This window comes from Aliihoeflea sp., assembly GCF_052435475.1.
In the GTDB taxonomy this organism is placed as follows: Bacteria; Pseudomonadota; Alphaproteobacteria; order Rhizobiales; family Rhizobiaceae; genus Aliihoeflea.
Map to the genome: position 1 here is coordinate 186,138 of NZ_JBQVMV010000001.1, position 12,686 is coordinate 198,823.

Consider the following 12,686-nt stretch of genomic DNA (forward strand, 5'->3'; position numbering starts at 1 on the left):
CGGGCAGCGCATGGCGGGCGCGTTAGCGGTCTCGACATGGTTTCGCGCTAGGGTCGCGGCGATCTTTTAAGGAACCCGCCATGCCCGTCTTGCCACGCATCGCCTATTGCGGCCCGATCGCACGACCGGGCGAGCCCGCGCGTGGCGGTTATGAATCGGCCAATCGCCGGCTGATCGACGATCTGCGGGCACATGGGCTGAGCGTCGCGGAATATCCCTACGCGCCGGAACGCGCGACACCGGCCGGCAAGGCGGTGGCCTATGCCTCGAACTTCGCGGGGACGGCGGCGCGGGTGCTGGCCGAGGCGGGACGGTTCGACATCCTTCACATCACGCCGCTGCGCCGCCATTTCATCCTGCCCGAAGCGGTGATCTGCATGAATGCCAAGGCGCGCGGCCGAAAGCTGGTCGTCGACATCCGCGCCGGCTGCTTCATCGACGAGATGGAAGAGGGCGCGATGGGCGCGCGCGTGCAGGCCAGGCTGCTGCGGCATGCCGATTTGGTTACGGTCGAAGGGCTCGAATATGTCGATTTCGCCCGGCGCTTCACCGATGCGCCGGTGCATTACCTGCCAAACTATGTCTCGCGGGGACCGGAGAGGTTGGCGCAGCACATTTTGACCAACCCGATCCGGCTCGTCTTCCTGGCTCGCATCGTGCCGGAAAAGGGCATCGAGACGGCGATCGAGGCGGTGCGGGTGTTGAAAGAAGGCGGGCTTGATGTCCGGCTGGAGGTGCTCGGCCGGGCATCGCCGGACTATGCGAAAAGGCTCGATGCGCTGGCATCGGGGCTGCCGGTCGAGTTCAAAGGAGCGGTCAACGCCGAGGCAGTGCGCGAGACGATCCGCGGCGCGCATTTCTTCATCTTCCCGACGCGCCATGACGGGGAGGGGCACTCCAATGCGCTGACCGAGGCGATGGCAGAAGGGCTTGTGCCGCTCTGCGCCGACAACGGTTTCAACCGTTCGGTCGTCGCCGATTGCGGCCGCATCTTCGGCCGCGCGGCGGACGGGGCGGTTTATGCCACGGCGGTGCAAGAGATCGCAGCAAGCGGGGCGTGGGCCGAACTGTCGCGCCGTACCGCCGAGCGGATCGCGCGGAACTACACCGCTGAGACAGTGGTTCCCAGGCTGATCGAGCGCTATCGCGAGATCATGGAAGGCGGGCGCAAAGCCGCCTAGACCGATAGCCGCTGGTCGATGAAAGGGCGTTTGCCGTTCTTGCTCGCAACGAGCGTGTCGACCTTTTTCGGCTCGAACCGAATGGCGTCTCCGGCCTTGCGCTGGAGGGCGGCGACGATCTCAACGGCCTGTTCGACCGTGCCGCTTTCGCTCGGCACATACTTCATCACGCAGACCCCCGGCGTGTCCTGATAGAACTGGAACTCCTTGATGCCGTCGAAGAAGGCGGGGTCGGAGGGGGTGAAATCGGTCGACACGATGCGTCGTCCGTCGCAATCGACAAGCCAGGCGGGTTTGCGCCGCGGCGTGATGTTCGACACGCGCATGCGCCAGCAATTCTCGCGCGCTGCAGTGCGAACGAGAGTGGCGCGATCCTCGGTGTCGTAGCGGATGAAGGGCATGCCGCGCGTGATGAACGAGGTGCCGACCAGCCGCCCTTCGCGGCCTGGCTGCGTGATCGGCACGCCTGCGTCGTCGACGAGTTCGGCGATGCCGTAGAGCGGCTCGCACTCATAAGTGTCCGGCTCGCCCTCGACCTCGCCGGCAAAGATCGCCTTTTCGCTCATGCCGTAGAAGGGCAGGATGGCGACGTCGCCGAAGGCGGTGCGGATCGTCTCGCGCTGGTGGGCGAAGATCGGCTCGGAGATCGGGAAGACGCCCATGAGCGGCAGGCGAAGCCTGCGGCCGGTCGCGAGCATGTGACGTGCGAGCATTTCCATAGCCGACGGAAAGCCGTGCAGGTAGCGGATGGCGCGCTGGTCGATGAGATCGAGATAGAGCTCCATGTCCTGCGGCGTCATCGGGAAGACCGAGAGGCGCAGTTCGCCCAGCGCCGCCTCCCATTCGTGGATGAAGCCCTTGCGGTCGTAAAGATAGGCGTCGCGCAGCATGGCGCGGGGCTCGCCGGCCTGAAAGCCGCAGCGGCTCCAGACATGGTGGATGAAGGCGATTTCGCGGACCGAGCGGTCGCGGTCGAGATAGAAGCCGAACGGGGCTTCGCCGTTCGATCCACTGGTGTTGCCGGCATCGAGCGCTGATCTCGGAACGGCGAGCGCGTTCATGCCGGCACTGACGAGATCCTCCTTTGTCAGAACGGGGAGGCGGGAAATATCCTCTGGCGTGAGGTCAACGCCGCCGAGAATTTCTCGATAGAACGGGCTTCTTGACGCGATGGCGAGGAGTTCGGCGAAGGCCCGGCGGCGTTCGGCATCGACGAAGTCGGCATCGTGGACGCTGCGGGTGACATTGCTGCGCCAAGTTCGATAGGCGCGACCATACTTGAGCGACGTCGGGACCATCGCCATCAGGGGCGCGATCGACCGACGCAAACCGACCGGACTGCCGACATAGGCACTGCGCGCAATGTCCAGAAGGCGCACGATGTTCTCCGCTGCGATGTTTCCTCGCCTTCCGCATACAGGGTTCGGCTTAAAGAAGGTTGAAGTCAGTTTCTCGCAACCGGTCGTTGCATGAAGGCGACCAGCATCACGACGATCATGGTTACGGTCGCCATCTTGGTCGACAAATGGTTGTTGGAGAGCGCGACGATGAAGAAGATGGCGGTTCCGATCGCTGCCGCACGTCCGTTGAGCCGCAAGAGGTGAGCGAAAAGGTAGATGACAAGGCCGGTGAAGAACAGCGCGCCCGGCAGGCCGAGCTGGAAGGTCAGGATGACCGGCGTGCTCTCGATATAGAGAAGGTCGAGCCGGGTCTCGATGATGTTCTGGATGATGGCAATGTCGGTGCCGGCGATGATGTCGCGCCACGAGACGTATTCGAACACCCGGTAGACATCGAGCCGCGCCATCGCGCTCTCGTCGATCAGCCCGCCCTCGAAGCGGTCGAGGAAGCCGGCGCCGATGAGGAGGCCGATGGCCGGCAATGTCGCGATGGCGGCGAAGGCGAGCACCATCAGCTTCATCGACGCCTGACGGGCGGCATCTACGTTCCACCAGCGTGTCAGCATCAGGCAGGCGAAGATCGCGATTGCGGCCATGATCGTCGCGGTGCGCGCGCCGGCCGCGGCAGTACCGATGAGGAGGAGCGCCGCGCCGAGAAGCTTGAACGACAGGCGGAATCGGCTGGCGACGAGAAAGCCGATGCCGGCGGCAAGCATCAGACCCTGGTTGAGCGGATGGCCCATCAGGCCGGTCGGGCGAAAATCGAGTTCGCCGACCTCATAGGGCAGGAACCGTGTTCCCGTCGCGACTTCGCCGATGCCGATCAGCGCGCTCGCCAAGAGGATTAGGAGCATGAAGTGTCCGGCCGTGCGCCGCATGGGCAGCGGCAGCATGAAGAGGAGGAGCCCGGCGGCAGCGGCCGCGACGTAGGAGTCGATGAGATATCCCGCCGAGCCGCCCCGTCCGATGGCGACTAGGGCGATGGCGATGGCGAGCACCCAGAAGCCGAAGAAGAGCAGGGCGCGGAACGGCGCGAGTTCCCAGATTTCGAGCCTTATCGGCCGGAACAGCGGAACCAACCCGGCAACCCCGAGAAGCGCGTAGGTGCCGAAATGGATCTTCTCGTAGATCGCGCCTTTTTCGGTCGTGTACTCGACGAACTCGTTCATCAGCGGATTGGTGATGAGGATTCGCAGGCAGATCGCGCCGAGCGCCATGGCGAAGAGGAACAGCCAGAGCGACCTGTCGCGTTCGCGGCCGAAGGATGCCGATAAGGCGGCGTCGCTCATCGCGCTCAGCCCCGGATGACCTGCGCGATGACCGGGGCGGACCCGGCGGCGGTGGTTTCGCCAACGGTGATTGCGCCATCATGGCGAACGCGACCCGCTGACGGCGCGTCGACGATGATCAGGTCGAAATCCTTGCCCGACGCCGCAACCCAGCGCGCGAGATCGATGTCCTCGACCGGCGCGCCGGTGCCGATCGCGGTCAGGCCGCGCGGCAGGAAGGCGAAGCCGGCCGCATCGATGGTCAACGCGAATTCGGGCTCGAAGCGGCGAAGCGACTGGACGTCGTTGAGGCCCGGATGACGCTCGAGGCCGAAGGCTGTGGTGAGCGGATTGCTGGTCTGGCCGGCGTCGACCAGCAGAACCTTGCGTCCGCTCTTGGCCGCGGCAATCGTGGTGTTGAGCGCGACGAAGGCGCGGTCGTCGGGATCGTCGCCGGTTATCGCGATGGAGGCGACCGGCCCAGCCGCCGGCATGCTGCCGATCAAGCTGGCGAGGTCGAAGAAGGCCGGCGCTTCGCGGCGGGTCGCAAGCATCGCCATTTCATCGCCGGTCGCCGAACGACGCGAGAGGCGGAAGACCGGTGGAGCACCGGCCGGTACGGCGCGGCGCGCGGTGGCCGGCGTCCCTGTCTGGTCGAACTGTTCGCGCAGCATGGCGAGGCCGACGCCGAAGAGGAAACCAAAGACGAGCGCGCCCCCAGTCATCATGGTGCGCGGCGGGCCGGCCTTTTCGAGCGGGGCGAGGGCGGCGGCGATGATCTGCGGGTTTTCCGGATTGACGGCCTGCTCCTGTTCGGAGAGCTGGCGCGTGCGCAGCAAAAACGCCTCGTAGACGAGCCGGTCACTGGCGGCGGTGCGCTCGAGCTGGCGCAGATCGACGCTCGACTGGTTCTCGGCGGTAACCGTCGCGCCCGCCGTCTGGAGCTGCGCTTCGAGGCTGGCGAGGTTTGCGCGCGAACGGGCAAGTCGCTGATCGACGGAGGTCGCGAACCGGTCGAGCTCCACGTCGAGCTGGCGGCTGACGGACTGAGAGCGCGTGCGGGCAAGCTGGTAGGACGGGTGGCGTGCGCCGAGCGAGGAGGCGAGCGTTTCCTCTTCCTCCCGCGCCTCGGCGAGACGTGCACGCAGGGTCACGATTGCGGGCGTCAGATTGGTTTCAGCGACCGAACCGAACGAGCTCGAATCGGCCCGCAGCCGCGCGACCTCGGCCCCCAGCGCCTCGTCCTCGGCGATCCGCGCGCCGACGCGGGTGATCTCGGTGGTGATGTCGGCCAGGCGTTGCTCGCCGATGCGCCGGCCATCGGCATCGATGATGTTGTTGGCGACCTTGTAGGCCTGCACGGCGCGCTCGCCGTCCTCGACTCGCTCGCGCAGCCGGTCGAGCTGCGACGACAGACCATCCGCCGCGCGGCCGACGGCCTCGGCACGCGTTTCGGCACGCTGCTCGACATAGATCGCGGCGATGGCATTGGCGAGCCGGGCGGCCTTTTGCGGGTCCTCCGACTTAACCGAAGCTTCGACGACGAAGCTGGCCTCATTGAGCGAGACGTTGAAATTGCGCTGCAGTGCCCGCAGCGCCAGCCGTTCTGCGGGAACCGCGCTCGGCGTGGCGGGGAAGAAGGAGGCGACGAAGCCCGGCGGCGGGACGCCGAATTCCGGATCGATCGCGAGGCCTTCCCGTTCGACGACCTCCATCAGGACGCGGTTCGAGCCCATGATGTAGGCCTGATTCTGCGCATAGATGAGGGAGGTCTGTTCCGAGCGGCCGTTTGCCGAGAGTTCGCCTTCGAGAACCTGCATCCCCTCGGGGTCGACCAGCACCTGCGCGGTCGCCCAGTAATAGTTCGACATGGCGAGCGACGCGGCTGCTGCGATCACCGGAAAGGCGATGGTCGGAACGAGAATCCACAGGAGCCGGCGACGCAGTGTGCGAAGCAGCGCGGCGAAGTCGAAGATCGTGACCTTGCCGTCGTCATGGGTGCCTTGCGGCCGGCCGGCGCCCCCGAATGCCACGTCGCTCATCATGCCTCGCTCGTCGAAAAGGCGCGATGCGCCGTCTATTCCGTGCGCGCAAGGCTAAGTGACAGTCCTTAAGAAGATGTTCACCATGATCGGGAGAGGCGGATACGCGTCGTTAACCTTTCCTTACCCATGTCGTTCTAGGTTTTTGCTGTCGTGGACGCGCGTCCGACGGCTCGAGAACGGACAGAACATGGCAATGGCGCGATTTGCGGACAGGTTTCGGCGCAAGGAACCGGCACCCGAAATACCGGTGCCGGCCGCGCCCGCGTCGCTTCTGTCGGTAGAGCCCGAGCCCGAGGCCGAAATCCAGCCGATCGAACCGCAAGCGCCGGTCCCGCCCGCACCGCCGGTCGATCAGCGGCCTGCGCTTTTGCGCCGGCTCTCCGGTGAAGATGCTCGACCTTCAAAGAGATTCGGGCTGCCCGGCGCAGGCCGGGGCGATGATACGATCCTCGCCGCTACGCCCTCTTTACGGCGCGCACCCCGCATCGGCGACTGGCTGGCGCGCCTTACGGGCGAGGGCGCGGCGCCTGACCAACGGGCCAGCGGCGCGATCGACGCCGAGGCGTTCGAGGACATCCGCCGCCAGATGGCCCGGTCCGATGAAGACAACCAGGCAGGCGATATCGACGGCGCCGAAAAGCGGTTGACGCTCGCCCTGTCGAAAGCTGGGTGGCTCGCTGGAGAGATCGACAAATGTCATGCCGCGCTGGAGCAGGCGCGCGCCTTGATCCGCGACGAGGAATTGAGGCTCGCGCGCCTGCGCGGCCTGCACGAGGGCATGGGCAGCCAGGCGGAGACCGAGCGCGCGGACCTCGACGCCATCCAGCAGACGCTCGACTCGCTGCGGCGGATGGTCGGCCGCCTCGACGAGCCTAGATGATCGTCGGCACCGCGACGCCGTCCATCGTGATCGAGACGCCGGAAATATAGCTCGCTCGCCCGGAGGCGAGGAACAGCACCGCATCGGCGATCTCTTCGGGCCGCGCATAGCGGCCGCGCGCGATTCGCGACACGCCGCGTTGGCGTGCTTCGTCGACCGTTATGCCCTGCGCCTTCGCATCGGCGGCAAGCCCCTCGGCGACCCTGTCGGTCTCGGTCAGGCCGGGATTGACGGCGAGGACGCGAATGCCACGGCCGGCATAGGCGTTGGCAAGCCCGGCCGTGGCCAGCATCAGTGCCGCATTGGCCGCGCCCCCGGCGATATGGATCGGCGAGGCGACCTTTCCGCCATTGCCGATGACGTTGACGATGGCGCCCGAGCCGCGCTCGGCCATGCGCTTGATGACGGGGTCGATGACGTTGACGTAGCTGAAGAACTTGGCGTCCATCGCGGCACGATAGTGATCCGGCGAGAGGTCTTCGGCCGGCGTGCGCCGCGCCGAGCCGGCGCTGTTGACGAGTATGTCGATCGGTCCGCGGCCACTCTCCGCCTCGCCGACGGCGCGCGCGGCATCCGCCGCATCCGACAGATCGGCCGCGACCAGCCCGACATCCCCGAGGATCGCAGCCGCCTTGTCGAGGTTCTCGCGACTGCGCGAGACGATCGTCACCTTGGCCCCTTCGTCGAGAAAAGCCTTCGCGCAGGCAAGGCCTATCCCTTTCGAGCCGCCCGTGACGAGCACGTGAAGCCCGTTGATGCCAAGATCCATATCAAACTCTCCCATGTTGCCTGCACGTGAACGCCGGGCGATTCGACGGCCGCCTCTGTCCTGAAACTGGATCGCACCTGCATCCAGAAGTGCAAAGTAAGCAACACGGCCAGCTTGTCCATGCAAGCCGGGTGGCGCGGTTGTCGGGCTGCGAACGAAGAGTTCGAACGGACGCGGCAGCCTCTACAGGAGTGCTGAAGGTGGATGGCGCAGCACGGACTGCAAAATCGAGCTGCTACAGACTGTTCCAGACGGCGCCCACGGTGTCCCGAACCGTAACGTCGATCGGTCGGTCGGTATCGATGGCTGCGACAGGCGCGCTGCCGTAGTCGCCATTCGATTCCAGCGCCCGGCGGCGCTCGACGGCGTCGGCGTCCGGCCCGCCTTCCTTGCCGCGCTCGCGGTCGCGCGTCAGGCTCGTGCCGAGTGGTGCCTGAAGCCTGACCACGAGGCCCGGCGGCGGCAGGTCGAGGCAGAACTTCTCTTCGAGCCGCATCAAGCCTCGCTTGAGGGCGGACGCCGCGCGCGCCTGCTGGGCCTTTGAGAATTGCATGCTGTCCATGCTGCCGACCGTGAGAGACGGATAGCGATCGCAGATGACGATCGTTCCGGCCGTGGCGGCGCGCATCGCTTTGCGCAAAAGGTGACGACGGTCGTGTGCGAGCATCGCCATGCGCAGGACATAGAGGAGCGAAGGGCTTTTCTCCCGCCGCTCCGGCTTTTCGTATTCGCCGGGGCGCTCTCGGGGGAAGAGACGGCGGGCGAGGGGGATTGCCAGATGAAGGAGCCACGTCGCCGGGGTCGCGGGCGGCTTGCCGGCATGGATGCGCCGCACGTCGAGATGCTCCCCGAGGCGGGTTTGCAGCGCCGTGCCGAGCGTGGTCTTGCCGACGGCCTTCGGCCCCACCAGCGCAATCACCGCTCCGCCCGTGGCAAGGGCGAGGTCGCGACGGCCCGTAATGCGCGAGAAACCGAGCGCCGCGATGCGCCGCGCCCTGTCCAGGAAGGCCGCGGCGCGGCCGACCCGGCGCAAACCCTTCAGCGCGCGCGCCACGCGAAAGCCGAGCCGGATGCGCCGCGCGACGGCGCGCTCCGTCCCGATGGCTGCCAGCAAGCCGTGGAAGAGCCGCTCGTCGATTGCCGGGAACCATGACGCGCACAGCTTTGCCGCGCGGTCGACGTCGCACTGGCCACGCAACCAGTCGAGTTCGGCCACGACGCCGGCATAATGTCGGCTGACCATCGCGATTTCGGCGAGGCTCGTATGCTTGAGCGCGTTGCGAACGGCGAACAGGACGAGTTCAGCGTCTGCCTGCGGAACCCTTACGCCATGCATGAGGCGCGTGTCGTCCAGGAGTTCGTGCTCGATCGGCAGCCGGTACGCCTTGACGAGGCTGTCGCCGGTGACGACCTGCGAATAGGCATGGAGGTGTATCAGCCGTGCCGAATCCCGATCGAGCGCGAAGGCATGGAAAACACCCGGGTGACCGATCCGGGCGCGCGAGACGGCCGGCTTGAACCCGGTTTCGGCAAGCAATGCGTGGAAGGCACAGGCGTCCCGCCGATCGATCAGGACGTCGATGTCGTCGTCGCCCGACAGCGCGTCTGCAAGGCGCATGTTGCTCTTCCAGTGACAGTAGCGGATCGAACGAGCCGCCATTCCGTGGAGTAGCGCGCGGACGACCGGATTGATGGCGGCGCGTGCATCGCGGGTCGGAAATTCGATCAGATTCTCAGCCGGCATGGTGGCCTCTCCCCCGTCGCAGCGAACGTCCGAGCGCGATCGCCATGCCCGGCGGCAGCGCCAGATGGCGCCGGATCGCGACGGCCAGCGCCGCATTGAGCAGTACCGTTGACCCGACCGACGCAAAGGCGGCGCCATGGATGCCGAGGACCGGAACGAGCGCCAGGGCGGCGGCGACGCCGAACGTCGCCGCAACAAGGAAGATCACCGCGCTCGCGCGTTCGTGGCCGGTCATGGTGAGAAGATGCTGCTGCGGTCCGAAGGCCGAGGCGAAGACCTGCCCCGCCATCAGGATCGCGACGATGGGAGCCGCCTCCAGGAAGGAGTGGCCGAGCCAGCCGAGGAGTACCGGAGTGCCGCCCAGAAGCGGAATCGCGACGCAGATGGTTGCGATCAACGACAGGAGCGTCGAGCGGGCGCTCAATGTGCGCAGGCCATCGATGTCGGCGCGCGCGTGAAGCGCCGAAACCTGCGGCGCGAAGGCGCTGGCGATCGCCATACGCGGCAGCGCGGCCAGAAGCGACAAGCCGAAGGCGATGGCAAACAATCCCGCCTCGTGCACGCTGGCGATCATGCCCAGGACGAGCACGCCGGATCTGACGAGGACATTGTCGGCAAAAAGCAGCACCGTCAGCGGGAGAGCCGGCGCCAGCCATTCGCGAAAGGCGGCTTCGGCGCGCGCTTCGGCCAGCGCTTGCGGTCGCAGCAGGCGCAGGGCCGTCAGCGCGAAGGCGAGCGCGACTGCGCAGCCTGTGGCAAAAGCCAGCACGGCATATACGGCATCAGGCTGCCCGAGGCCGAGAAGCGTGGCGCCTGCGACGATGGCGAGCACGGTGCCATCGCGCAGGATACGTTCCGGCACGAGCGCGACGACGGGTCCGCCGAACGCGCGCACACCGGCCGACACCGCCAGTTGAAACGCGATCAAGGGGATGGCGACGGCGCCGATGCGCAACGCATGGACCAATGCGCCGTCCCCATCGGCCAGCCGGTCGGCGAAAACGACGATCAGCAGCGCGAACGCTGCTCCAAGTGCAAGCGTCGTCACCATCGCGCAACGCAGGACCCCGCGCGCCAGCGGCCACGCTCCTCGCGCTTCATAGGCGGGCAGGAGTCGAAGAAGCGAAGTGTGGAAGCCAAGCGTGGCGACGTAGGCGCAGAGCATGACCCAGGCGACGACATAGGCATAGATGCCGAACCCCTCCGGTCCGATCGCGCGGGCGATGACGAGCTGGGCGGCATAGGTGATGCCGGCGCCGGCGCAAAGGACGGCGAATGCTCCGGCACTGGAGGACAACAGCCCGGAGAGACCGCGTGCACCGAATTTGCCCGGCGGGACACGCGCGAACGTAGCGCTCAAGGTGCGCATGCGTCCGCCTCCCGCCGAATGACGTCCAGGGAGCGCACGATACGTGCCGCATTGGCGCGCGGGCTCGTGTCAGGCCCGCTTTCGACACGGATCGCGATGCGGTTGCGCAAGGCGAGTTCGCGGCCGATGGCGTGGGCGATCTCGATCTGGTTGGCGCTCGCCTTCGGTGACAGTTCGAACAGGCGTTCCAGGACGGACTGCCGGCCAAGACGCGCCGCGAGCCGTTGATGAACGGCGCTGCGGGAAATGTCGATCTGCACGAGTGCGCCGGGCTGCGGAAGAAGATCGAGAGCGTAGGCAAGGCGCGAAGGGTCGGCGCGGCCGGCAAGAATGACGAGCGACGACAGCGCGCACAGATAGGCCTGGTCGAAGATGACGATCCCCGGGTCCTGCGTGGCCTCACGCCATTGCGCGTCGAGCCGGTCGAGATATCGGCGGTAGCGAAGCGCCCAGAGCGGATTTCGTGGCGGATAAAGAGCAAGAAGCCGATCGGCGATCGGCGACCGGGGGGGACGCGATGCGAGGCGAAGCGCCTCGGGCAGCTTCGTTGCGCGTGACAGGACGGCACCGAGCCTGCTGCCGGTCGCAGCTTCGGCCGGTCGGTCGCTGGCGACGACCCGCACGTCGATCCGGTCGTCCGCAAGGGCCTGCGCGAGGGCGCGGGACAGCTTGGTCTTTCCGCTTCCCGCCGGGCCGAACATCTCGACGATCATGGCGAGGCCATGCGCAGGCCTGCCGGCCGCGCCCTCAAGAATGCGCTCGCCGGCGTCGCCTGTCCGGAAACGGGAGCGCCTGCCGCCGCAAGCGAGATCTGGACGAAGTCGCCCGGTTCGAGCGCTGAATCCAGATCGGCTTCGAGACGCACGGTCGATGCCGATGCCTGCTGGCGATAGAGGACGACGGTTGGCTCGGCGGCCGGCTGCGCGCCGCTCGGTACCTGGATTCCGGCCAGTTGCAGCTTCTGTTCGATGCTGTGCATGCGTTCCCGGTCCGATGCCAGCTTGACGGTCGCCTCCTGCAACTGACGCAGGAAATCCAGTCGCCGCTCGCCGGCAAGGCGCTGAAGGTCGCGCGTCAGTTCCTCGCGGTTGCGCCGGACCTGCATCAGTTGCGAACGGGTTTGCAGGAGCCGGGTGGACGACATCAGGAGTGCGCGCCGGGCATCGGTCACGCGTCCATGAACAACCGTGCCCTGCGTCAGGAGGTCGCCCGAGCGGGCAAGCTCTGCAGTGTCCACCGCGACGCCTTCTTCCTCGTTTTTCTGCTGTTCGGTCAGCACCACGATATGCTCGTCGGCCTGGGCGATCGATCGTTCGAGATGCTCCTGCTGCGCGCTGAATTCGGCACGCTCGGTTTCCCCATAAGCCGTCTCGAACGCGAGGAGGGCGTCGAGATCGGCCTCGGCGGAGGGCGACGGCGGTATCGCGTTCGCATCGAACGGTGCCTCGCCTTCGAGTTCGCCGTCGAGACGCCAGATACGGACGTGCTGGGCGGCGAGGGCGAGCCAGGCGGTGACATAGTCGCTGCGCAGGCCGGACACATCGAAGGTCGGACCGGCTGCCGCGGCCAGCAGCGGCAAGGTGCCGCCAGCCGACGCGATCGCCTGGCGCACGGTCATCTGCGGCCGGAACGGGACTTCCCCGGGCCGGGCGACGTCGCCGCCGATAGCGACGGGCCGGTATTCGACGATGGAGACGGCGACGTCCTCGCGCTCGACGGCCCGCAGGTATTCCCTGCCGTCATTGGCGTGAAGCCGCAACACCTTGCTGGCAAGAACGGTCTGGATGCGGTCGCGTACGACCGCGATTGTCGCGTCTGCGGCCTCGATCGTCCCAACCAGCGGAAAGGTGAGTGTCCCGTCGAGTTGCAGCGGCGCGCGCAGACCGAGTTGCGGCGTGCCGGCAACGGACATCTCGACGATGTCGCCGGGGTGAAGACGATAATCGGCGCCTGCCGCAGCGCCGGCGGCAAGCAGCGCGCCGCCCAGGATTGCCAATCGCGCGCGGGAGGAATGGACGAACCGCATGGCT

At 66.8% G+C, this 12,686-nt stretch carries 10 protein-coding genes; 2 read left to right on the top strand and 8 right to left on the bottom strand.

From position 1 onward, the window contains the following. Positions 1-80: 80 nt before the first annotated feature. Positions 81-1,181, top strand: a complete 1,101-nt coding sequence (locus tag ACT6QU_RS00925) for a glycosyltransferase family 4 protein (protein ID WP_444564831.1) — start codon at positions 81-83, stop codon at positions 1,179-1,181. Here the strand turns inward: ACT6QU_RS00925 and ACT6QU_RS00930 are convergent. The 3 genes from ACT6QU_RS00930 to ACT6QU_RS00940 all read right to left on the bottom strand — a co-directional run bounded on the left by ACT6QU_RS00930 (position 1,178) and on the right by ACT6QU_RS00940 (position 5,891). Next, complete coding sequence (locus ACT6QU_RS00930; protein WP_444564832.1) at positions 1,178-2,560, bottom strand: hypothetical protein; 1,383 nt, start codon at positions 2,558-2,560, stop codon at positions 1,178-1,180. The genes ACT6QU_RS00925 and ACT6QU_RS00930 overlap by 4 nt on opposite strands. Before the next feature lie 65 nt (positions 2,561-2,625). Next, positions 2,626-3,870, bottom strand: coding sequence for a VpsF family polysaccharide biosynthesis protein (locus ACT6QU_RS00935; protein ID WP_444564833.1), 1,245 nt, complete (start codon positions 3,868-3,870; stop codon positions 2,626-2,628). A gap of 5 nt (positions 3,871-3,875) precedes the next feature. Then, positions 3,876-5,891 carry a GumC family protein gene (locus ACT6QU_RS00940; RefSeq protein WP_444564834.1) on the bottom strand — a complete coding sequence of 672 codons (2,016 nt, stop codon included), beginning with the start codon at positions 5,889-5,891 and terminating at the stop codon, positions 3,876-3,878. Positions 5,892-5,967: 76 nt separating this feature from the next. Here ACT6QU_RS00940 and ACT6QU_RS00945 point away from each other — a divergent pair, with 76 nt between their 5' ends. After that, the gene (locus ACT6QU_RS00945; RefSeq protein WP_444564835.1) at positions 5,968-6,774 is read left to right on the top strand and encodes a hypothetical protein; all 807 of its coding nucleotides are present in this window, start codon (positions 5,968-5,970) and stop codon (positions 6,772-6,774) included. Here ACT6QU_RS00945 and ACT6QU_RS00950 read toward each other — a convergent pair. From ACT6QU_RS00950 to ACT6QU_RS00970, 5 genes are all read right to left on the bottom strand, one after another. Then, entirely contained in the window at positions 6,767-7,543 is a 777-nt protein-coding gene (locus ACT6QU_RS00950) for an SDR family oxidoreductase (protein WP_444564836.1), read from the bottom strand. The two genes, ACT6QU_RS00945 and ACT6QU_RS00950, sit on opposite strands and share 8 nt — an antisense overlap. A gap of 235 nt (positions 7,544-7,778) precedes the next feature. Beyond that, complete coding sequence (locus ACT6QU_RS00955; RefSeq protein ID WP_444564837.1) at positions 7,779-9,287, bottom strand: hypothetical protein; 1,509 nt, start codon at positions 9,285-9,287, stop codon at positions 7,779-7,781. Beyond that, positions 9,277-10,656: an oligosaccharide flippase family protein gene (locus tag ACT6QU_RS00960; protein ID WP_444564838.1), complete on the bottom strand. Its 1,380-nt coding sequence runs from the start codon at positions 10,654-10,656 to the stop codon at positions 9,277-9,279. The genes ACT6QU_RS00955 and ACT6QU_RS00960 overlap by 11 nt, the downstream gene beginning before the upstream one ends. Then, a complete protein-coding gene (locus ACT6QU_RS00965) occupies positions 10,644-11,369 on the bottom strand; it encodes a hypothetical protein (RefSeq protein WP_444564839.1) in 726 nt (241 codons plus the stop codon). The genes ACT6QU_RS00960 and ACT6QU_RS00965 overlap by 13 nt, the downstream gene beginning before the upstream one ends. Then, positions 11,366-12,682, bottom strand: coding sequence for a polysaccharide biosynthesis/export family protein (locus ACT6QU_RS00970; protein ID WP_444564840.1), 1,317 nt, complete (start codon positions 12,680-12,682; stop codon positions 11,366-11,368). Before ACT6QU_RS00970 ends, ACT6QU_RS00965 begins: the two co-directional genes overlap by 4 nt. Between the last annotated feature and the right edge of the window lie 4 nt (positions 12,683-12,686).

What these genes read in the sequence shown, in the direction of transcription:
- ACT6QU_RS00960 (WP_444564838.1), bottom strand. Translation starts at nt 10,656, where the DNA reads ATGCGCACCTTGAGCGCTACGTTCGCGCGTGTCCCGCCGGGCAAATTC.
- ACT6QU_RS00925 (WP_444564831.1), top strand. Translation starts at nt 81, where the DNA reads ATGCCCGTCTTGCCACGCATCGCCTATTGCGGCCCGATCGCACGACCG.
- ACT6QU_RS00940 (WP_444564834.1), bottom strand. Translation starts at nt 5,891, where the DNA reads ATGAGCGACGTGGCATTCGGGGGCGCCGGCCGGCCGCAAGGCACCCAT.
- ACT6QU_RS00945 (WP_444564835.1), top strand. Translation starts at nt 5,968, where the DNA reads ATGTTCACCATGATCGGGAGAGGCGGATACGCGTCGTTAACCTTTCCT.
- ACT6QU_RS00950 (WP_444564836.1), bottom strand. Translation starts at nt 7,543, where the DNA reads ATGGATCTTGGCATCAACGGGCTTCACGTGCTCGTCACGGGCGGCTCG.
- ACT6QU_RS00970 (WP_444564840.1), bottom strand. Translation starts at nt 12,682, where the DNA reads ATGCGGTTCGTCCATTCCTCCCGCGCGCGATTGGCAATCCTGGGCGGC.
- ACT6QU_RS00935 (WP_444564833.1), bottom strand. Translation starts at nt 3,870, where the DNA reads ATGAGCGACGCCGCCTTATCGGCATCCTTCGGCCGCGAACGCGACAGG.
- ACT6QU_RS00965 (WP_444564839.1), bottom strand. Translation starts at nt 11,369, where the DNA reads ATGATCGTCGAGATGTTCGGCCCGGCGGGAAGCGGAAAGACCAAGCTG.
- ACT6QU_RS00955 (WP_444564837.1), bottom strand. Translation starts at nt 9,287, where the DNA reads ATGCCGGCTGAGAATCTGATCGAATTTCCGACCCGCGATGCACGCGCC.